This window comes from Anaerohalosphaeraceae bacterium (genome assembly GCA_037479115.1).
In the GTDB taxonomy this organism is placed as follows: domain Bacteria; phylum Planctomycetota; class Phycisphaerae; order Sedimentisphaerales; family Anaerohalosphaeraceae; genus JAHDQI01.
In genome coordinates, this window is the sequence record JBBFLK010000005.1 from 145,901 (window position 1) to 164,594 (window position 18,694).

The following is an 18,694-nucleotide window of genomic DNA, read 5'->3' on the forward strand; positions in this document are numbered from 1 at the left end:
TACCGGTATTTTTCTATAATGCAACAGCCAAAACTGAACCGGAAAGGTAGGGAATTCGTAGGAACAGGCCGAGTGGCGGAAAGGCAGACGCTGGGGACTTAAAATCCCCTGCCCGTTTTGGGCGTATGGGTTCGACTCCCATCTCGGCCACTGCGGCCGTGGAAGGTCTGCCGACGGCCGAGGCGTAAGTGAAACCCTAACCCATCGGGAGAAATGAACATGGCGGAAACAAAGAAAATTCAATTGCAGGACGTGGAGCGGCCAAACCTGTATCGGGAATTTTTTCCTTATACAGAGTTTCCGAAACTGGAGTTCGAAGAAGCCACTGTCCCGATGGAGATTCCGGAGGACTTCTGGATTACGGATACGACCTTCCGGGACGGCCAGCAGGCCCGCGCTCCCTATTCGCCGGAACAAATCGCCCGAATTTATGAGTTTTTTCATCAAATCAACGGAGAAACAGGGCTGATTCGGCAGTGTGAGTTTTTCCTGTACTCAGACCGGGACCGCAAGGCGGTGCAGCTCTGTCAGGAAAAGGGATATCGCTATCCGGAGGTGACCGGCTGGATTCGGGCCACCGCAGCGGACTTTAAGTATGTCACCCAGCTGGGTCTCAAAGAGACCGGAATTTTAACCAGCGCCAGCGATTATCACATCTTTCTGAAGCTGAAGATGACGCGTTCGCAGGCAATGCAGGCCTATCTGGACATTGTAAAGGCGGCGCTGGACAACGGGATTCTGCCGCGGTGTCACTTTGAGGACATCACCCGGGCGGATTTTGACGGGTTTGTCCTGCCGTTTGCGGCGGAACTGCTGAAACTTTCGCAGCAGTACAACTGCCCCGTAAAGATGCGTCTGTGTGATACGCTGGGGTTTGCGGTGCCCTATCCGAATGCAAAGCTGCCGCGTTCGCTGCCGAAACTGGTGGCGGGACTGCGCCGGCTGGGGGTGCCGTCGGCCTGGCTCGAATGGCATGGACACAACGACTTCCACAAGGTGGAAATCAATGCAGCGACGGCCTGGCTGTACGGGTGCAGTGCCGCCAACTGCGCGATTTTCGGCGTAGGGGAGCGGACGGGCAACCCGCCGCTGGAGGCACTGGTGATTGAGCATGCGCAGCTGGCGGGCACAAATCCGAAAATCAACTATGCCGCCATCACCGAACTGGCCCAGTACGCCCAAAAGGAACTCGGATTCCATCTGCCGGCCAATTATCCGCTGGTGGGACGCGATTTCAACGTAACGCGGGCGGGGATTCACGCAGACGGCCTCTTGAAGAATGAGGAAATCTATAACTGCTTCGACACGCTCAAACTGCTCAAGCGTCCGGTAGGTGTGGCGATTACGGACAAATCGGGAGCCGCGGGCATTAAGCACTGGATTGAGTCTCGCTATCAGATTGACATTCCCAAGCATGACCCGCGTGTAACGGCGATTAAGAACAAAATCGACGAAGAATACAGTGCAGACCGGATGTCTGCGATTTCGGACGAAGAGATGGAGGCGTGGGTTCGTCAGGTGTTCGGCAATCAGCTGCCGCCGGAGAGGTGAGGGGTTTGGCGGGACGAGCGGTTCAGGCGATTTTGTTTGATTTGGGCGAGACGCTGCTGCTGTTCGGGCGTCTGGAGACCGGCAGGCTTTTTGAGCAGGCGTCCCGCTTTTCGTATGAGTATCTGAAGCAGCGGGGCCAGCCGGTCGGCCGTTTCGGCATCTATCGGCTTTGGAACCTTCTGGGCATTCGTCTGCACCTGCTGTATTCGTTCCTGACCGGAACTGACTTTGATTCCCTTTCCCTCCTGAAAGAGTACGGGCGGAAAAAGGGCTTTACGCTTACGGAGGAGGAATGGGAGGAGCTGAACTGGCAGTGGTATCGTCCGCTGGCGGAAAAAGGACAGATTGAGCCGCAGACGCACTCGACCCTTCAGACCCTGCGGGACATGGGACTTCGGCTGGGGATTTTGTCCAATACGTTCGTGCACGGCAGCACCCTGGACCGCCATTTGCGGCAGGTTGGGCTGCTGGACTTTTTCGACCTTCGTCTGTATTCCTACCAGTTCTCCTTCCGCAAACCGGACCCGCGGATATTCCTGGAAGCCGCCCGACGCCTGCAGGCGGAAGCAAACCGAACCGTCTTTGTCGGGGACCGGATGGACAAGGATGTGCGGGGGGCCCTGCGGGCGGGGATGATTCCCGTCCTGAAAGACGCCTACACAAACCGAAAAAAAAGAGTGCCGGAAGGCGTTTTTCGGATACAATATCTGTCGGAACTGCCGGAGTTAATCAAACGACTGAACGAGGATAAACTGTGAGGCAAGCCCAGGCATATCAAAAATGCATCAATCCCCGCTGCGGGACGGAATTTGACCGGATGGAGATTTTGTTTGAATGTCCCCGGTGCGGCGACCTGCTGGATGTCTGTTATCGGTGGGACAAGCTGCCGGTGCCGAAAAAACTCAGCGATTTTTCCCAAAAATGGGCCGACCGGCAAAATCCGCTGAACTTCTCGGGGGTGTGGCGGTTTGGAGAGCTGCTGCCGTTCTGTGAGGAAAAATACCGCGTGACCATCGGTGAGGGCCAGACGGTTCTTCAGCAATGCTGCGGTTTGGCGGCGGAGTTAGGGATGCGGCCGGATGTTCTGTATCTGCAATACGAAGGGCTCAATCCGTCCGGGTCGTTTAAGGACAACGGAATGGCGGCGGCCTACAGCCATGCTCGGATGGTCGGTGCGACCGCCAGTGCGTGTGCTTCCACGGGCAATACGTCGGCTTCGATGGCCCTGTATTCTCACAGCTGCGGTCTGAAGGCGACGGTGTTCATCGGCGAGGGAAAAATTGCCTTCGGAAAACTCAGCCAGGCGATGGATTACGGGGCTTATACGCTGCAGATTGCCGGGGACTTTGACGACTGCATGCGGCAGGTGCAGGAGGTTTGCCGGCAGCTGAAGATTTATCTGGTCAATTCGCTCAACCCGTTCCGGCTGGAGGGCCAGAAGACGATTATGTACCGGATTCTGGAGCAGATGGGCTGGGAGGTGCCGGACTGGATTGTGGTGCCCGGGGGCAATCTGGGCAATTCGAGCTCCTTCGGAAAGGCGTTTGCGGAATTGAAGGAATTGGGGCTGATTCAACGGATTCCGCGGCTGGCGGTGATTAATGCATCCGGAGCGGATACGCTGAGCGAACTGTATAATCAGCGCGGGCTTCGCTGGAACAACGGCCATGTGGATCAGGAATTGATTGCGGATTATTATTCGGAACTGGATGCCAAACAGTACCGGCCGAATACCATTGCTTCGGCCATCGAAATCTCTCGTCCGGTGAACCTGAAAAAGTGCATTCGGGCCCTGGATGTGTGCAATGGGGTCGTGCGGACGGTTTCGGATGAGGAGATTCTGGATGCCAAGGCCCAAATCGGCAAATACGGGCTGGGATGCGAGCCGGCATCCGCGGCGACGGTAGCGGGCCTGAAGCATCTGTTGGCCGACGGCACCATCGGACGGGATGAACGCGTGGTGTGCGTGCTGACGGGACATCTGCTCAAGGACCCGAATGCAACGGTGAATTATCACAGCCAGATGAAACGGCCGTTCAGCAATCCGCCGGTCCAGGTGCCAAACGATTTGGAGAAGATTATCGCGCTGATGAAGGCGTAGCGGTCTTCATTTGTCCGAGCGGCGGGACAAAAAAAGGGGAAAAAGTGAAAAAAAATGGACCGAAGCATTCCGTGTTAACATGAACCAGAGAAAGCAGTTAGAGTAAGCAGCGGTGTATTTGAGAAACTATTTTTCTTTTTTTTCATGATTTCTTTGGTCCAACAGGCCGATATTTCGTATAATGTGGTAATGACAGTTAAATGTAAAGGGCAGTATTCTTAACCATCTCTCTGGAATATTTCCCCTCCAATTGAATGTTAGAGAGATATTGCAGGGTTTCGTTGTAAACCCGGGAGTAAAAAAATGAGTACAGGTACAGTGAAATGGTTCAATGACAGCAAGGGTTACGGTTTCATCACCCCCTCGGACGGCGGCAAGGATTTGTTCGTCCATCATTCCGAGGTCAAAACCGGCGGCTACGCCTCTCTGCATGAGGGCCAGTCGGTGCAGTTTGAAGTCGGCCAGGGCAAGAAAGGCCCCTGTGCGATGAACGTAAAACCTTGTTAGTTTTCGTTTTCGACGACCTGCAAAAGCCCCGCGACCTGCGGGGCTTTTTTTATGCGCTCTTCTCGTTCCCTCCCGCTGCAGGAAAAGCCCCCCATTGCCTCAAAAGAGGTTCAACCCGCTCCATCGGCAGGCCGACAACGTTGGAAAAGGAACCGTCGATGCGTTCAACAAAAGCGTCGTTAATTTCCTGGATGCCGTAGGCGCCGGCCTTGCCCTGCCAGTCGCCGGAGGCTAGATAGGCCGCCAACTGCTCCTCTGTGATTGTTTTCGGATACACCCAGGTAATGCAGGATTCGCATATCTCCAAATTTCGTGACTTCCGGACCAGCGCGATTCCGGTGATGACCCGGTGCGGTTTGCGGAACAGCCGACGAAGAATTGCTTCGGCTTCAGCGACATCGGCAGGTTTGCCGATGAGGGTACCATCGGAATCAACCACCGTGTCGGCGGCCAGCACGAGACAATCAGGATACGAGGCAGCCACATCCTGCGCCTTGGCCAGCGCCAGACGAGCGGCCGCCTGCTCACACGTCAATCCGCAGATGTCCACTTTGGATTCATCCACCTGCGAGGGGATGACCTCAAAGCGGTATCCGGCCTGCTGGAGAAGAAGTTTCCGCCGCGGAGAGGCGGAGGCAAGAATGAAGCTGCCGTTCGGTTTCATGGGGAATACTGGAGTCGAATCGGATAGGTGATTTTTTCGCAAAAGGCCCGATATTCCTTTTCGATTTTCTTCAGGTCAGAATCGATATAGAGTGAGAACAGCCGCGGGGAAACCCGCTGATTCCAGGCAACCGTCAGCGGCAGATTGCGGTCGGAAGCAATGCGGGCCTCCAGCTCGTCGAGCGGCCAGTTCCCGCGAAGGCCGGCGGCCATCAGAGTATGATATTTGCGAAGGTAATAGCCGTAAAACTCCTCCCGCAAAAACCGCACGAGGGCGTAGGTCTGGGCGTAAAAGGCCGTGACCCGTTCATCCGGCCCGCCGTTGTCGCCGAGGACCTGACCGGGATTGAGAACCAGCAGCTCCTCGAGCGGAATCATCCGTCCGGTCAGCAGCGTTTCTTTGAGTGCCCCGAGACGGTGAAGGTTGCGCTGGGGTTCGAAGACAAATCGACCCTGCCGGTACTGACAGGTTTCAAAAAGCGTCGCCACCCCTTCATCGAGCCAACTGGGCAGCCGGTACGCAAAAAAGCGGCTGTTGAATTGATGCCAGCCCTCATGGCCGATAACAGAGAACGTCTGGGAGCGCCCGATGTGGTAAGCCACGCAGACATCGTTGACGGCATAGGCCCCCTTCCGAATGCGCAGGTAGATGTCCGCATTCGGGCCGGTGAAGTCCCGGGTAAACTGCTCCCACTGGGAACGCTGAGCGAACAAATAAATGACAAACCGGCGGTCGGTGCTGACGGGGTCCGGCAGCTGGGCCTGATATTCCGCATAAACACTTTCGACAAAGGAGGGAACCTGCCGAAGCATCAGCGGGTCATCAAGCGTGGTATAGATTTCGTAATGACGGGTGAGGATTTGAAGGCCCGGGCCGTACGGATTGTCCCAGATTTGCACCCGCTGAACGGCGGGCAAATCGCGGAGATAGTCCGCCAGTCCTTCCGGAGAAGACAAAGAATTCTGCACGGCCGGAACCGGGGAAGAGGTCGAACGGCAGCCCGTACCCAGCCAGAGGCCCGGTGTCAGCAGAAAGAAAAGAATCCATCCCCGGCAGGTCATCCCACTCAATCCTCAATTTGGGTCCAATCAGCCCCAAAAACCTCGGCGGTGAACAAATACACGCGAACAGAAGGGTCTTTCTGCCAGGCCCGCGGAGGAAGGCCCGCCTTGTGTGTGCAGCAGAAATCCAGGAACTCTTCTTTGGACCAGCCGGTCTCCGTCGCCACCTGCGGCAGGAAACAGCCGGACCGAAAACCATCCGTGATATAGATGCCGTGGACGCCCAGTTCGAGCTTCAGGGGGTCATCGGTCTGAACCATCGGCGACAAAACAGAAATCTCAATGTGCAGCTGCGTCAGCTCGGCGGGAGTAATCCGATCGCCCGCAAAACGAGGGTCGTGCCTGGCGGAGGAGACAGCCATCCGGCTGACCATCTCGATAAGGGGACGGTCGGCTTCAAACTGCCCAATGCAGCCGCGGAGTTCCTCACCGTTTTTGAGGGTCACAAAACAGCCGCGCGGCTCTATCAGTTCAGGGTCATCGACTTTCGGCAGCGGCGGCCTGGGCAGGCCCTTCACAGCCGCCCGTACGGCATCTTTGGCCACTTTCAGCAGCAGATTGCGCTGGGTTTGGTTCATAGGCCCCATCCTACCGTATCCGGACGATTTCAGCAAGCATCCGTCCGGACAAAACCGCCCCATCCAAAGGGCTATTCCATCCGAATTTTAATCACAATTTTTTTGACCGGTTCCGGCTTGTCAGACACCTGACGGCCGGGCATGTGGGGTTCCTGCGGGAAAAAGACGGCAAACATCCCGGTTTCCAGAACCAGCCGGCTGACCGGTCTGTTTGAGCTGTAAAAGGCAATATCTTTGGAGTCTGAATAGGATTCCAGTTCAGCAAGACCTTCGAGGGGTGCATAGCCGATGCATTCGCGGCCGGAGGCGATGAATTGGATATCCAGATACTTTTGGTGGATTTCGAGACGACCCTGTTCGAAGGGTGCTGTTGCGTATTCCTGAACAATAAAAAACAAATCTTCCCCCTGCACTTCATAGCGGCCTTCCGCAGCTGTGCGGACATAGTCTTCCTCCAGCAAAGCCAGCCCGGCGGCTATTTGCGGTTCGATATTTTTGTACAAGAAAGCATGGTCAAGCGTATCGATTATCATAACCGGCTTCCTTTCCACATCATAAAGGAGCTTTATTGGGACAATATCCCCCAAACAAAAAAGAAAAGCAACGAGGAAGGAAAGATTTCCAAAAACTTACCGCCGCGTGCGGGTCAGCAGGAAAGAGGCCGTCAGCAGGAGCAGACCGGAGGGTTCCGGAATGCAAATTGTATCGAAGCTTAAATAATCGATAAAGGGCGCATCGAGCAGATGCGGGTAATCCGGATAATGGCTGAACAGCAGGTAAAAGGTTTCCCATTGCGGGCTGGGCTTGATGACAAACTCATACACTTCCGTCAGCCAGGGCCCCTCCCGGACACTCGTCAGCGGCTGCGGTTTTATGAGGGCATCTTGATAACCCGGCAGGACGCCCGCATCCGTCATCGCCGTAACCCGAAACCCCGCAAAGGAAGCGGATATATCAATGTAGGAAATTTCAAAACGGACTAAGGTATGTTGTTCGCCGTCCAGAAAGTTGGGCAGCGTAACATACAATCCTTCCGTATTGACCTTCAGAACATGCCGCCGTCCGAGGTATTCGTCGAAAACCTGAGCCGCCGCCCCCAAATAATATCCTTCCTGTACGGCCTGAATGGGAATGGATTTTCTGGCACCGGCGCCGAAAGAGGTTTGATCCGCGTTGAAATACCAATCCCCGGACGGAAAAATACGGGCATTCCAGGAGTTCCACTCCGCATAAACAGTCTTTTCACTCCCCCGCCAGGAGGGCTCCAGGACTCCGGATAAGGTCAGTGGGCTTGCAAGCAGGAAGGCAAGCAGGCCAAAGAAAGAGACTTTTTTTGTCTTAAAATAAGACATCTATCCTAATTCCCGTCAGTCGTTATCCCAATGGGATTGACAGTCTCTTCCTCCGCCCCATTGTCTAATACGATAACTTTATCAATTTTAAAGGAATAAAGCAAGAAGAAAAAACCTCAAAAGGCCCGTTTTGTCTTTCTTTTAATTCATAGGACCTTGAAAAAAAAAGACTTATAAATATGTTAAGATAGAGAAGACGGTCGTGGAAAAATTGAAAGTTTTACCCAGGCTTGAATAACGGCTCAGGTTCCGGGCAGCGTAATGGTTACAGTTGTGCCTTTGCCGACTCGAGAGGTGATCATCATGGAGCCGTCGTTGATTTGAAGGAGACGCTGGGCTCGAGCCAACCCCATTCCGCGACGGCGCCCTGCCGGACGGGCCGAAAAGAAGGGTTTGAAGGCGTTGGCCAGCGTTTTGGGGTCCATCCCGCAGCCCTGGTCGGAGATGCTGAATGCCGCTCCACTCGGGGGCTGCAAAGGAGTCTTCGAAATCCGCACAGGTCCGTTCTCGCCGGGGTAAGACTGGAGACAGTTCAGCAGGATATGCGTCAAAACCTCGACGATTTGTTCGAAATCCACATAGACATCCGCCAGAGAATCGATTCCTTCCAGCCGCACCGCCATTTGAGGCAGATTATGAATCCGGCAGGTTCGGCGGATGGCTTCCTGCACCAAATCCATGACCGAGTGGATATGCTTCTGGGGCTGGGCGGGCCGCGCATAAGACATCAAATCTCTCAGGATTTGCGCCATCTCTTCGGTTCGTTCCTGAATGACCCGCAGCTCCTGCTGCCGCTGCGGGTCCGATTCGGAGGCCGCCAGCAGCTGGGCGCGTCCGGAAATCACCGACAGCGGATTGTTCAGTTCATGGGCGGCACCGGCGGCCATTTCGGCAATTCCGTGAAGGACCTCCATCTGGGCAAACTGCCGGCGTGCCATTTTGAGATTGCCGAGGACTTCGGCCAGCCGCTCGGACAGTTCAAGATGTCTGCGGGCCACATCGGCGGTCTGGAGAACGGAGGCGGCGGCCTGACAGAGCGGTCCGATGATTTCTGCCAGCATCTCGAGACGCTGGGCATCGAGACATTCGAACACAATCCTGCCGAGCCGGAAACCGGGCACAGACAGAGCAGCGGTATAACAGACGGCCGGATTAAGACGTTCAGAAAACTTGTCAAAAAACCAATCCAGTCCTGCATCAATGACACGCACGGAAAAATCTTCTTTATCCAGACGGGCCGCAACGCTTTGTCCGGCAGGCAGCTGAAGCAGAGCTGAATACTGCTTTCCCTGCCTGTCCACAGTAAAACACGAGACAGAGGATTCCCCCAGGTCCGTCTGCAGGAGAACAGAAACAGCCCCCTCGGTCAAAGCGGCCAGGACCTGGGCCAGGTGGAAGGCCAGGGTTTCGAGGGTGTCCTGCGGCTTGATTCGTCCCAGAAAATTGTCCAGCAGTTCGACCTGACGGCTTTTGATTTGAAACTGACGGCTGGTCTGTTCCAAATCGAGATTGTGCCGGGCCAGTTCCGCCGCCGTCTGCTGAATGGCGCCGTAGTAATGATGAGCCGCCGCCGGCGTCTGAAGTCCGAGCCGCCGGCTTTGATTCTGCACCCAGTCAGGCAATTCGCTAAGCAATTGCGCCGTCAGGTCAGGGCTGATGCCCATCCGCGAGGCCGCCAGAAGAGATTCCTCCACGGAATCAAACGAACCGGAAGCGCCGATTTCGGCCTTTCGGGCCAGACAGTCCGCCAGATGAACCACGCGTGCCAGTTCGACAAAAGGAATATGGGCCGCCACCGCTTCGGTATCGCTGTGATGAAGCCAAACAGCGGTTTGGATGGGTCTGGGAAGGCTCCACTTTTCGGCCAGACGTTTCCCGACGGTTGTATGGTCAAGCCCCAGATGATGCTGTTCAATGGCTGTAAGGGATACCCCTTCCAGCTGAGCCTGTTTGACCATCTGGAGGAAACTTCTGGGCATCACTTCCAGAAGGGCCAGCTTGCCGAGGTCGTGAAGAAGTCCGGCGGAAAAAGCGATCGTTCTCAGCGAATCCGGCAGGATGTCCTGCAGGCGGTCTGCGGCGTAGGCCGTCGCCAGTGCATGCAGAGCCAGCTGCCGTCGGAAGTCGTACTCTTCCTGTTCGGCGGCGGGCATTTCAAAAGCCTGAAAAACCCGCACGGATAAAACAGCATTGCGCAGCTGCTCCGGCGTCAGCGCCGCAGCGGCCTCCTCAATGGACAAGGGTTTGTCCGAAGCGGAACCGAACTGTCGGCAGGCAATCGAAAGGATTCTGGCGGACAGAGCCGGGTCGGCCTTAAGCATTTCAATGAGGTCAGATGTCTCCGGAGGCTGACGGTCTGTAAGAAGACGGAGGGCATTGCCGGCCACCTGCGGAAACGTCGAGAGCGTATCCAGCTGACGGATAATCATCTCGACCTGTCGGGCGGCAGCAAGTTTGTTGGCGGAAGTTGACATTCCGAGACGTTGCTCCTGGAGAAATTACGTTCGAGCCAGTCGAGCGATTTTTTCTGTAATTTCCGCGATATTAAACGGTTTGGCGATAAACTCCGAGGCCCCGGCAGCCAGGAGGTCGTCAATTTCCTCCCGGTTTACGACACCGCTGACGATAATAATGTGAATATGGGAAAAGTTTGGATTGCTCTTGATGGTGCGGCAGACAATATTCCCGTTCACATCGGGCAGCATATAATCCAGCAGGATGACATCCGGAAGGAACTGCTGGGTCTGGATGCCGGCATCGTACCCGCTGGAGGCCGTGCGAATCTCAAACCGGCCGTCCCGGCTGAGGACATCCACCATCAATTCGATGATTTCGTCATCATCATCGACAATCAGCACCTTGATTTTGCCGCCGCTGAGGAGATTATCCAGAGGGATATTGTTGTCTTTCATAAATTTGATAAGGGATTCCCTCGGGATTCTTCGAAACCGAGACCCCGGTACGCGAAACCCTTCCAGACGACCGGAATCAAAACACCGAATAATGGTCTGCTGGCTGACTTTGCAAATGTCGGCGGCTTCCCCCGTTGTGAATAGTTCCTTCATTTTATCCATTTTTGTTCCCTCATCAAAAAAAGCCTTCCTTGGTTTAACCAACTTCGGCAGATTGTCTAAATTATCCATCGGTAATCAGGAGTGTCAAGGATTAAAAAAATAAATAAAAACCCTTTGGATTAGCACTGAAAGCGGTATTTTTTGAGGACTTTCAGGGAAGAAAATAAGAGATAATGGACATCTTATTGTTTCTATTGATTTGAAACGAGAAGCAGAACAAAAATCTCCGCAACTCGAACAAAAGAACCTTACCTGGGCCGGCCCTGCCTCACGACAAGTGGGGATTAGAACACAATAGCCGCATAACCGACGGACTCTTCGCTGCGCTGGCGAAACTTCTGAAGCATCACATCGCGGCTGTTGGTGTGGGCCAGAAGTACGCCTTTGGATGCCCCTCTGGCCCGGGCGGCGGCAACCAGGGCAGCCGCGGCCGCCGGCCCGCAGGCATTCTGATTTTCGCAGGCATTCGAAACAATTTGGTCAGCCTTCATCTGAAGGGCCAGGTTTATAAACTGACCGTCATTAACGCGGTGTGCCCATTCGATTGCTTCTGAACCGATACCCTGCGGACAAAAACCGTACCGCGGACCATAGTGGGTCAGGTCTGTGGAGGCAATGCAGACTGTTTTTTTGTCCCGAATCGAGTTTAAAAGACGCCCAACCTCTTGTCCAAACTGGACTTCAAATCCGGATAAGGGCATGAGAATCGGAACGATTTGAGCCTCCGGAAACAGATATTGAATAAAGGGAATCTGGACTTCAATGCTGTGTTCGCCCAAATGTGCAGCAGGCTTGGCGGAAGCGCCGAGCGCAACAACTTTTGCAGCCAGGTCTTCATCAATATGGGCCAGTCCCAAAGGAGTCTCCCAGGCCCCTTTGTCATAGACAGCCGGCACTCCGCTGCCGTATCGATGCGAGGCCCCAAAGAGGACAAACGTATCCACCGTACCGTTGACCTGACGGACGGCCTGAAAAACCATCGCCGCCAAATCGCCGCTGAAGACCCAGCCGGCATGCGGAACAATGCCGGCCACAATGGGGTTGGGCAATTCGACGGAAAAAGAGGTTCTTGGAAGACAATCTTCGATTTCGCTCAGACAGCCGGAGCGGCTTGCAGAGTAGAACTGTCCGGCAACAGCGGGTTTTCGAATCATGATCTTTATCCTTCGTCTGGCAGACCTTTTCTATTTTATACAAAAGCGGAACTATCCGCCAGCAGCTGTCGGACTTTTCTGATTTTCTCGCCGAGGCGTCTTTCGTCTTCGGCACGAAGGGTAATATGCCCGACTTTTCTGCCGGGGCGTGGTTTTTTGCCGTACATATGGAAATGGGCATCGGGAATTTCCAGAACAGCCCTTCTGTCCGGAAGATTGCCGATACAGTTAAGCATCGCTGTCGGGGCCGAAGACGCCGTTATGCCCAGCGGAAATCCGAGGAGGGCCCGAAGATGATTTTCAAACTGACTGGTCGGTGCCCCTTCAATGGTCCAGTGTCCCGTATTGTGGACCCGCGGGGCCATCTCATTGGCAATCAGGCGGCCCTGAACCTGGAAAAACTCGACCGCCAAAACCCCGATATAGCGGAAGTGCGTCAGAATCCGCTGCAAATACGTCTCGGCCGTTGAGGCGACGGGGTCATTCGGTCTGACAATCGATTGAATTAAGATTCCCTGCTTGTGCGTGTTTTCCACGAGGGGATAATACACGATTTGGCCTTCCGGATTTCGGGCGGCTATCATCGAGACTTCCCGCTCAAACGGAATAAACTGCTCGGCCAGGACCGGTGAAGAGACAAACCGCTCCGGCAGATTTTTCAGACCGTCTTTGTCCTGAAGCACCCATACCCCTTTGCCGTCATAACCGAGAGAGCGGGTTTTGAGCACGAACGGAAACCCGAACTGTTCCGCCGCCCGCTCCAGGTCCTGTTCCGTCTGCACAGCCAGAAAATCCGGTGTTGGAATTTTCAACTCCTGAAAAAGCCGCCGCTCCAGAAGTCTGTCCTGCTTGATTTCGAGGATATCCGGCGTTGGATGCAGAGGAATCCGCTGGGCCAAAAAACGGACGGCCTGAAGCGAAACGTTTTCAAATTCATAGGTTGCGGCCTGTACTTCTGCGGCCATTTTTTCCAGCAGCGCTGTATCACCGTAGCCGCCGATGAGCGGTTTTCCCAATGAGAACGCACAGGCGTCGGGGGCCGGGTCTAAAAACTGAAAATCAAGCCCCAAAGGCACCCCCGACAGGGCCAACATTCTGGCCAGCTGTCCGCCTCCGAGCACACCGACAATCATTTGGCCCTCCTCGGGTCCGGATTCCGAAGCACCGTTTCGGTCTGATTTCGGCGATATTCTTCGAGGGTTTGCCTGAACTGAGGATATTTCAGAGCCAGTACGGACGCCGCCAGAAGAGCCGCATTGACGGCCCCGGCCTGTCCGATTGCCAACGTACCGACAGGTATCCCGGCGGGCATCTGGACAATCGAAAGCAGCGAATCGAGCCCCTGAAGAGCCTTAGATTGGATAGGAACCCCCAAAACCGGAAGCGTCGTTTTGGAGGCCGTCATGCCCGGCAAATGCGCTGCCCCTCCCGCCCCGGCGATAATGACCTCCAACCCCCTTTCGGCCGCACTGGAGGCATATTGAAACAACTTATCCGGGGTTCGATGGGCTGAAACGACTTCCACTTCATAGGGGATCGCCAATGTGTCGAGTGTTTCGGCGGCCTTCTGCATCGTTTCCCAGTCCGACGATGACCCCATGATAATTCCGACCAGCGGTTTCATAGATTTGACTTCCTTTCCGGCAAACCCTACGTTCTTTTCAGGAAGGCCTTATTGTGCCAAAAACAGACTTTCCCGGTCAAGCAAATTCCATTCCTCGAAGCCGAGCAAACAGCCGGATTGCGGAGGTCGAATCTTCAGAATCCAGGACTTTCTCTTGCTCTTTTCCATCTCCCCTTGTAGAATATTTTCGGAAAGTTAAATCCGATGGGCTTTCCTGCAGGAGCCGCTTATGGAAAACAAGAAAAAATACTTCCAATTCCGCGCCTTCATTTCCCTCTTGACGGCAATCTGCTTTGCCATGGCGGTTATCAGCGGTGCAGCCCTGTTTTTGGCCCCTTCCGGACGCGGCGCCGGACGGGGATGGGTGTTCTGGGGGCTGAGCCGGCGTCAGTGGGCAGAACAGCATATCTGGTTTTGTCTGATTTTTACCATTGTAGGGCTTATTCATCTGATTCTGAATATCCGCCCGATTTTGAACTATTTAAAGATTGTCGGGTCAAAAACCTACCGGTTTCGGCTGGAATGGCTGGCCTCGCTGGCCGTCAGTACGCTGGTTTTTGCAGGAACGTATTATCGATGGAAGCCGTTTGCGGCGTTTTTGGAACTGCCGCGGAGGATGACGCAGCCCAGTCGAGAAGCAGCAGGAACAGATGTGGTTGCTCGCGGCGGTGGACCGGAAAATCGGCCCGGAATCGGACAGATGACGCTGGCGGACTATTGCCGTCAGGAGGGACTGGAGCCGGCCAAGGCGATTGAGATTCTCCGCAGTCGCGGGCTGACGGTCCAGTCGGACATGACGATGCGGCAGATTGCGGACCTGGCGGGGGTTCATCCGAGCCAGCTGAGGGAAATCCTGAACAGACCTTAACAAACAAAATCGGCTCTTCGCACCGATTCGTATTCTGACATCTGCCGGACCTACACCGCCGGAAAAGAGGTAACGATATACGCCGGGAAGAGAATATAGAAGTTGCTCTAATTCGTTTTCAAAAACAGTACAATACGGAGGCCGTATGAAAAATCAGTCGTTCAATCTCTCGCGTCGGGATTTCATGGTAACAGCCGGAAAATTGTCTGCCGGAGTTCTGGCCGGTTCAGCGTTGTTCCCTGCTCAGGCCTCTGTCGGCTCTTCCTCCAAACCGCGGTTTGCCCTCGTAGGAACAGGTGTTCGCGGAGTGGCTATGTACGGTCGAGATTTGGTTCGCGGATACAGCGACAGTATCGAGCTGGCCGGCATTTGCGACAGCAATCCCGGCCGGCTGGCTTATGCCGCCGAGTATATCGGGGCCGGCTGCCCGACCTTTGTGTCACTGGAGGAGATGCTCCGTCAGGTCAAGCCGGACTGGCTGATTGTGACCAGCTGGGATTATGAACACCACAACCATATCCTCACCGGCCTTCGCCACGGCTGCCACATTATCTGTGAAAAGCCGATTACCATCGACGAACAAAAAGCTCAGATGATTCTGGATGCGGAAAAGCAGTACGGCAAAAAGATTTTTGTGACCCTTAATTACCGCTATGCCCCGCATCGAGCTAAACTCAAAGAACTGCTGATGGAAAAAGTCATCGGCGAGATTACCACGGTGGATTTTCACTGGAACATCAACTTCCCGCACCTTCGCCGCTATATGCAGCGATGGCACGGCGAGGCGGACAAAGGAGGAACCCTTTGGGTTCACAAGGCAACTCATCATTTCGACCTGCTGAACTGGTGGCTGGATTCCGACCCGGTAGAGGTCTTCGCGTATGCGGACCTGGAACGGTTCGGGTCGAAAGGACCGTTTCGCGGAAAGAACTGCCGGAACTGCGACTATACGGACCGCTGTGAGCACTACTGGGACATCCTCAAAGACCCGCACCTGAAGCGTATGTATGCCGACAATGAACATTATGACGGGTATATCCGCGACAACTGCGTCTTCCGCAAGGAAATCAACATTTATGATAAGCACGCAGCTGTTATTAAATATGCCAACAACGTTTACGTGAATTTTTCTCTGACAGGCGATACGGATTACGAAGGCTTCTGGCTGGCATTCAACGGGACACAGGGCCGGATAGAAGGACGGGAAGGCGGCTGGCCGGCAGACAAACAATATCATGAATGGATTATCACCCCTCGCGGCAAGGCGCCGCAGGTGGTTCGAGTGCCCTTCGAAGAAGGCGGTCACTGGGGCGGCGACCGTCGGCTGATGGACCAGCTGTTCCGGAATTTCGGAGGTCCGGATCCGCTGCATCAGCTGGCGGGCACCCGAGACGGGATTCTTTCTATGCTGGTTGGAGTCGCTGCGCGCAAAAGCTGTGTCTCCGGTCGGCCTGTCCGAATTGAGGGACTGACAGACATTAAACCGCAGGCGGTGCGTCCGCGGGCATAACAGACCGGCTGCCGAGTACACAGGGAGAAATCCGCTTTTATGAAACGCAAAGTGTGCAGACAGAGAGCGGATTTGGTTTTATTTCTTTTCTACGGCAGAAGTTTCTCCAGTGAACTTCTCCGGCGAAGGCGGTCACAAAGGCGGGCGAAAACAGAGGAATAAATCTGGCAGACCCGGGATTCGGAGATATCGAGGGCTACACCGATTTCTTTCATCGTCAATCCTTCCAGATAATACATACTCAAAATCGAACCTTCCAGCCGGGAAAAACCGTTTTTGAGGTATTCGCGGAGGTCGCGAATCTGTGCCTGCAGGACCGGATCGGGACTTTTTGTGTCGGTGATGCCGCTTAATTCGGAAAAGTCTGACTGTCCGTCGGAACCGGCAAATTCTCGACTGAGAGAAATGAGATGAGCCGTATTGACTTCCTTTAAATAGTCATAAAACTCGCTCAGATTCATCTTTAACTCTGCGGCCAACTCTTCATCCGTCGGCGGTCTGCCTAATATAGCCTCTAATTTTTGCAGCGCGGTGTGATAACGTCGGGCCTTTCGGCGAGTCAGACGCCCAAAGAAGTCACTTTTACGGATCATATCAAGCATCGCCCCTTGAATGCGAAAGGTGCAGTATGTTTCGAACTTGGCATTGCGGGCAGGGTCAAACCTCTCGATGGCGTGAATCAGTCCAACAGCACCGGCACTGAGCAAATCATCCATCTGGACAGAGCGAGGTAGACGGGCTGCCAGCCGCTCGGCTGCATAACGAATTTCGGGCAGATAATGCATAAAGATTTGATTTCGGGTGTGGATGTCACGTGTCTGAAAATACTGCTGCCAGAGCTGGCTGAGTTTATCCCCGCCGGATTCCATTTGTTACCTCCGTGCAACAAAAGGCCGTCTTCAATCGGTTCAAATGAGCATTCTCCGAAAATGGACTTTATCGAACGCGGGGGAAAAAATCTTCAGAATTTTTTCGCGTTTTGCAATTTTTTTCACGCATCAAACAAAACAATGCCAAAGACCGGCTTCCCGCACTTCTCCTTCGCTCAAAGCATCCGAATACAAGACGAGGAAGGACAAAAGAAAACGCAAGAGGGCTAAGGGAGGCGGGGGAAGGACTAATGGATTCCCGCCTGCGCGGGAAAGACAAGGAGAAGCGGGAACGACAAAGAAAGGCGGGGAGGACAAGAAAAGGCGGAAAGGATAACGGGTTTCGTCAGACAACCTCGGATGGTTCTCAGAGACGAGCGGATTGTTCAGCGAAGGCCGAGCATTTCGAGCACGATGGCGGCGGTTTGGGCGGATGCCTTGCGTGCGGCAAAGGGACGCATCAGTTCCACAAGAGCAGTGCTGGTCTGAATGAGAAGCAGTTTGTTATCGAGCATCGCGCAGGTGCGTGCGGCCATCGCGGAAATGCGGGGCAGATACGGCATATACTCCGGAACCAGTTCTTTGCGGGCCAGGATATTGACCAGCGACAGAAAGCGTGTTCGGACCAGCCAGCGGCCCAGCAGATGCCACAGGAGCGGATTGGATTGATACATCACAATCATCGGACAGCCGGCGGCGGTAACCTGAAGTGTGGCGGAACCGGAGGCCACGAGGGCTAAATCCGCGCGGCGGGCCAGCGAAAAAACCTCACCGAGCTGATACTGAATGGACAGATTCGGGAGCTGATGGGCCTTCAGCCAGGCGAGTTTGTCTTCATCGGAAGCGGCAGCAAACAATTGCAGATTCGGATGATGCACCGCAGCCAAAGCGGCAATTTTCTGCATCGGCAGCCAGAGGGACTGGATTTCGGCGTTTCGAGAGCCGGGCAGCAGAGCGATTTTGGGGGCGGTCGGGTCATAATCCGCATAGGATTTATAGCACTGGTCGGGATTGAACAGGAGGTCATCCAAAAGCGGATTGCCGACAAAGTCAGCCGGGACCCCCCTGCGGCTGAACCACTCCTTTTCAAAAGGCAGGATGCAGGCCAGCCGGTCGCAGCAGCGGCGGAGTTTGCGGATTCGCCACGGGGCCCAGGCCCACAGCTGCGGGGCCACATAAAACAGAACCGGAATGCCGAGACGTTTGGCGGCCTTGGCCAGATGGAAATGAAAGGCCGGCGAATCGCAGACCACAAGCAAATCAATCGGATTGTGTTTTAGATAATCTACAGCGGTTTTCAGGAGATTGCGGTAATACCCGAGCTGCCCCAAGACATTGTAGAGCATGGCCGCCCGGCCGACGGGATTTTCGAGAACACGGCAGCCGGCGGCGGCCGTCTTCGGCCCGCCCAGACCGACCCACTGCACGGCGGGCTTTTCAGGCAAGGGGATATGTCGGCTGTCGGCGCCGGGCCAGTCGGAGGAGGGGCCTGCCGTCAGTTCGGAGACAGCCCGAATTAGATGGGCGCAATGGGCATCGGCACTGGGCTCCAGTGCACTGATAAACACCTGTTTGGGCTGCGGGGCTCCCATGGAATTCCTTCCCTGTCCATTCCTAAAGGCACATACTATACCCGCAAGAAAACCGTTGGAAAAGAGGGTGGCTTACAAAGTTGTTTTCCTATGGAAACCATTGAATCAGGAGAAATACGGATAAAAATCTGTATTATCCCTGATTTTTAAAATTTTTGAACTTTTTTCTTGACAAGTTCAGACGGGGGG

At 54.6% G+C, this 18,694-nt stretch carries 18 protein-coding genes and 1 tRNA gene; 7 read left to right on the top strand and 12 right to left on the bottom strand.

The window, feature by feature from the left end; translation table 11 throughout:
- Positions 1–66 precede the first annotated feature (66 nt).
- The 5 genes from WHS88_04120 to WHS88_04140 all read left to right on the top strand — a co-directional run bounded on the left by WHS88_04120 (position 67) and on the right by WHS88_04140 (position 4,159).
- A tRNA-Leu gene (locus WHS88_04120) sits at positions 67–150 on the top strand.
- Positions 151–219: 69 nt separating this feature from the next.
- Entirely contained in the window at positions 220–1,551 is a 1,332-nt protein-coding gene (locus WHS88_04125; protein ID MEJ5259359.1) for a hypothetical protein, read from the top strand.
- Between the two features lie 5 nt (positions 1,552–1,556).
- Positions 1,557–2,309 carry an HAD family hydrolase gene (locus WHS88_04130; GenBank protein ID MEJ5259360.1) on the top strand — a complete coding sequence of 251 codons (753 nt, stop codon included), beginning with the start codon at positions 1,557–1,559 and terminating at the stop codon, positions 2,307–2,309.
- The gene (gene thrC, locus WHS88_04135) at positions 2,306–3,652 is read left to right on the top strand and encodes a threonine synthase (GenBank protein MEJ5259361.1); all 1,347 of its coding nucleotides are present in this window, start codon (positions 2,306–2,308) and stop codon (positions 3,650–3,652) included. The genes WHS88_04130 and thrC overlap by 4 nt, the downstream gene beginning before the upstream one ends.
- Positions 3,653–3,955: 303 nt before the next feature.
- The gene (locus tag WHS88_04140; protein MEJ5259362.1) at positions 3,956–4,159 is read left to right on the top strand and encodes a cold-shock protein; all 204 of its coding nucleotides are present in this window, start codon (positions 3,956–3,958) and stop codon (positions 4,157–4,159) included.
- 49 nt (positions 4,160–4,208) lie between these two features.
- Here the strand turns inward: WHS88_04140 and WHS88_04145 are convergent, their stop codons facing one another.
- The 10 genes from WHS88_04145 to purE all read right to left on the bottom strand — a co-directional run bounded on the left by WHS88_04145 (position 4,209) and on the right by purE (position 13,666).
- Positions 4,209–4,823 (bottom strand): Maf family protein, encoded by a 615-nt coding sequence (locus WHS88_04145; protein MEJ5259363.1) that lies wholly within the window; start codon positions 4,821–4,823, stop codon positions 4,209–4,211.
- Positions 4,820–5,884 (bottom strand): hypothetical protein, encoded by a 1,065-nt coding sequence (locus WHS88_04150; protein MEJ5259364.1) that lies wholly within the window; start codon positions 5,882–5,884, stop codon positions 4,820–4,822. Before WHS88_04150 ends, WHS88_04145 begins: the two co-directional genes overlap by 4 nt.
- A gap of 5 nt (positions 5,885–5,889) precedes the next feature.
- Positions 5,890–6,462, bottom strand: a complete 573-nt coding sequence (amrA, locus tag WHS88_04155; protein MEJ5259365.1) for an AmmeMemoRadiSam system protein A — start codon at positions 6,460–6,462, stop codon at positions 5,890–5,892.
- Positions 6,463–6,533: 71 nt separating this feature from the next.
- Positions 6,534–6,995 (bottom strand): YhcH/YjgK/YiaL family protein, encoded by a 462-nt coding sequence (locus WHS88_04160; GenBank protein MEJ5259366.1) that lies wholly within the window; start codon positions 6,993–6,995, stop codon positions 6,534–6,536.
- Between the two features lie 96 nt (positions 6,996–7,091).
- Positions 7,092–7,814, bottom strand: a complete 723-nt coding sequence (locus tag WHS88_04165) for a hypothetical protein (protein MEJ5259367.1) — start codon at positions 7,812–7,814, stop codon at positions 7,092–7,094.
- A gap of 242 nt (positions 7,815–8,056) precedes the next feature.
- Complete coding sequence (locus WHS88_04170; protein MEJ5259368.1) at positions 8,057–10,288, bottom strand: HDOD domain-containing protein; 2,232 nt, start codon at positions 10,286–10,288, stop codon at positions 8,057–8,059.
- A 24-nt stretch (positions 10,289–10,312) separates the two neighbouring features.
- On the bottom strand, positions 10,313–10,888 hold the full coding sequence (locus WHS88_04175) for a response regulator (protein MEJ5259369.1): 576 nt from the start codon (positions 10,886–10,888) through the stop codon (positions 10,313–10,315).
- A gap of 284 nt (positions 10,889–11,172) precedes the next feature.
- Positions 11,173–12,042 carry an AmmeMemoRadiSam system protein B gene (amrB, locus tag WHS88_04180; GenBank protein ID MEJ5259370.1) on the bottom strand — a complete coding sequence of 290 codons (870 nt, stop codon included), beginning with the start codon at positions 12,040–12,042 and terminating at the stop codon, positions 11,173–11,175.
- 35 nt (positions 12,043–12,077) lie between these two features.
- Positions 12,078–13,175 carry a 5-(carboxyamino)imidazole ribonucleotide synthase gene (locus tag WHS88_04185; GenBank protein MEJ5259371.1) on the bottom strand — a complete coding sequence of 366 codons (1,098 nt, stop codon included), beginning with the start codon at positions 13,173–13,175 and terminating at the stop codon, positions 12,078–12,080.
- A complete protein-coding gene (gene purE / locus WHS88_04190) occupies positions 13,172–13,666 on the bottom strand; it encodes a 5-(carboxyamino)imidazole ribonucleotide mutase (GenBank protein MEJ5259372.1) in 495 nt (164 codons plus the stop codon). The genes WHS88_04185 and purE overlap by 4 nt, the downstream gene beginning before the upstream one ends.
- A gap of 229 nt (positions 13,667–13,895) precedes the next feature.
- Between purE and WHS88_04195 the strand changes: the two genes are divergently transcribed.
- A complete protein-coding gene (locus tag WHS88_04195) occupies positions 13,896–14,534 on the top strand; it encodes a DUF4405 domain-containing protein (protein ID MEJ5259373.1) in 639 nt (212 codons plus the stop codon).
- A gap of 145 nt (positions 14,535–14,679) precedes the next feature.
- Positions 14,680–16,044, top strand: a complete 1,365-nt coding sequence (locus WHS88_04200) for a Gfo/Idh/MocA family oxidoreductase (GenBank protein ID MEJ5259374.1) — start codon at positions 14,680–14,682, stop codon at positions 16,042–16,044.
- A gap of 89 nt (positions 16,045–16,133) precedes the next feature.
- Here the strand turns inward: WHS88_04200 and WHS88_04205 are convergent, their stop codons facing one another.
- Entirely contained in the window at positions 16,134–16,913 is a 780-nt protein-coding gene (locus tag WHS88_04205; protein MEJ5259375.1) for a FliA/WhiG family RNA polymerase sigma factor, read from the bottom strand.
- Between the two features lie 386 nt (positions 16,914–17,299).
- A complete protein-coding gene (gene lpxB / locus WHS88_04210) occupies positions 17,300–18,505 on the bottom strand; it encodes a lipid-A-disaccharide synthase (GenBank protein MEJ5259376.1) in 1,206 nt (401 codons plus the stop codon).
- Positions 18,506–18,694 lie beyond the last annotated feature (189 nt).

Excerpts from the sequence above, each read along its gene's own strand:
- WHS88_04125 (MEJ5259359.1), top strand. The coding sequence starts at position 220 with ATGGCGGAAACAAAGAAAATTCAATTGCAGGACGTGGAGCGGCCAAAC.
- WHS88_04140 (MEJ5259362.1), top strand. The coding sequence starts at position 3,956 with ATGAGTACAGGTACAGTGAAATGGTTCAATGACAGCAAGGGTTACGGT.
- WHS88_04145 (MEJ5259363.1), bottom strand. The coding sequence starts at position 4,823 with ATGAAACCGAACGGCAGCTTCATTCTTGCCTCCGCCTCTCCGCGGCGG.
- WHS88_04150 (MEJ5259364.1), bottom strand. The coding sequence starts at position 5,884 with ATGACCTGCCGGGGATGGATTCTTTTCTTTCTGCTGACACCGGGCCTC.
- amrA (MEJ5259365.1), bottom strand. The coding sequence starts at position 6,462 with ATGAACCAAACCCAGCGCAATCTGCTGCTGAAAGTGGCCAAAGATGCC.
- WHS88_04160 (MEJ5259366.1), bottom strand. The coding sequence starts at position 6,995 with ATGATAATCGATACGCTTGACCATGCTTTCTTGTACAAAAATATCGAA.
- WHS88_04165 (MEJ5259367.1), bottom strand. The coding sequence starts at position 7,814 with ATGTCTTATTTTAAGACAAAAAAAGTCTCTTTCTTTGGCCTGCTTGCC.
- WHS88_04170 (MEJ5259368.1), bottom strand. The coding sequence starts at position 10,288 with ATGTCAACTTCCGCCAACAAACTTGCTGCCGCCCGACAGGTCGAGATG.
- WHS88_04175 (MEJ5259369.1), bottom strand. The coding sequence starts at position 10,888 with ATGGATAAAATGAAGGAACTATTCACAACGGGGGAAGCCGCCGACATT.
- amrB (MEJ5259370.1), bottom strand. The coding sequence starts at position 12,042 with ATGATTCGAAAACCCGCTGTTGCCGGACAGTTCTACTCTGCAAGCCGC.
- WHS88_04185 (MEJ5259371.1), bottom strand. The coding sequence starts at position 13,175 with ATGATTGTCGGTGTGCTCGGAGGCGGACAGCTGGCCAGAATGTTGGCC.
- purE (MEJ5259372.1), bottom strand. The coding sequence starts at position 13,666 with ATGAAACCGCTGGTCGGAATTATCATGGGGTCATCGTCGGACTGGGAA.
- WHS88_04195 (MEJ5259373.1), top strand. The coding sequence starts at position 13,896 with ATGGAAAACAAGAAAAAATACTTCCAATTCCGCGCCTTCATTTCCCTC.
- WHS88_04200 (MEJ5259374.1), top strand. The coding sequence starts at position 14,680 with ATGAAAAATCAGTCGTTCAATCTCTCGCGTCGGGATTTCATGGTAACA.
- WHS88_04205 (MEJ5259375.1), bottom strand. The coding sequence starts at position 16,913 with ATGGAATCCGGCGGGGATAAACTCAGCCAGCTCTGGCAGCAGTATTTT.
- lpxB (MEJ5259376.1), bottom strand. The coding sequence starts at position 18,505 with ATGGGAGCCCCGCAGCCCAAACAGGTGTTTATCAGTGCACTGGAGCCC.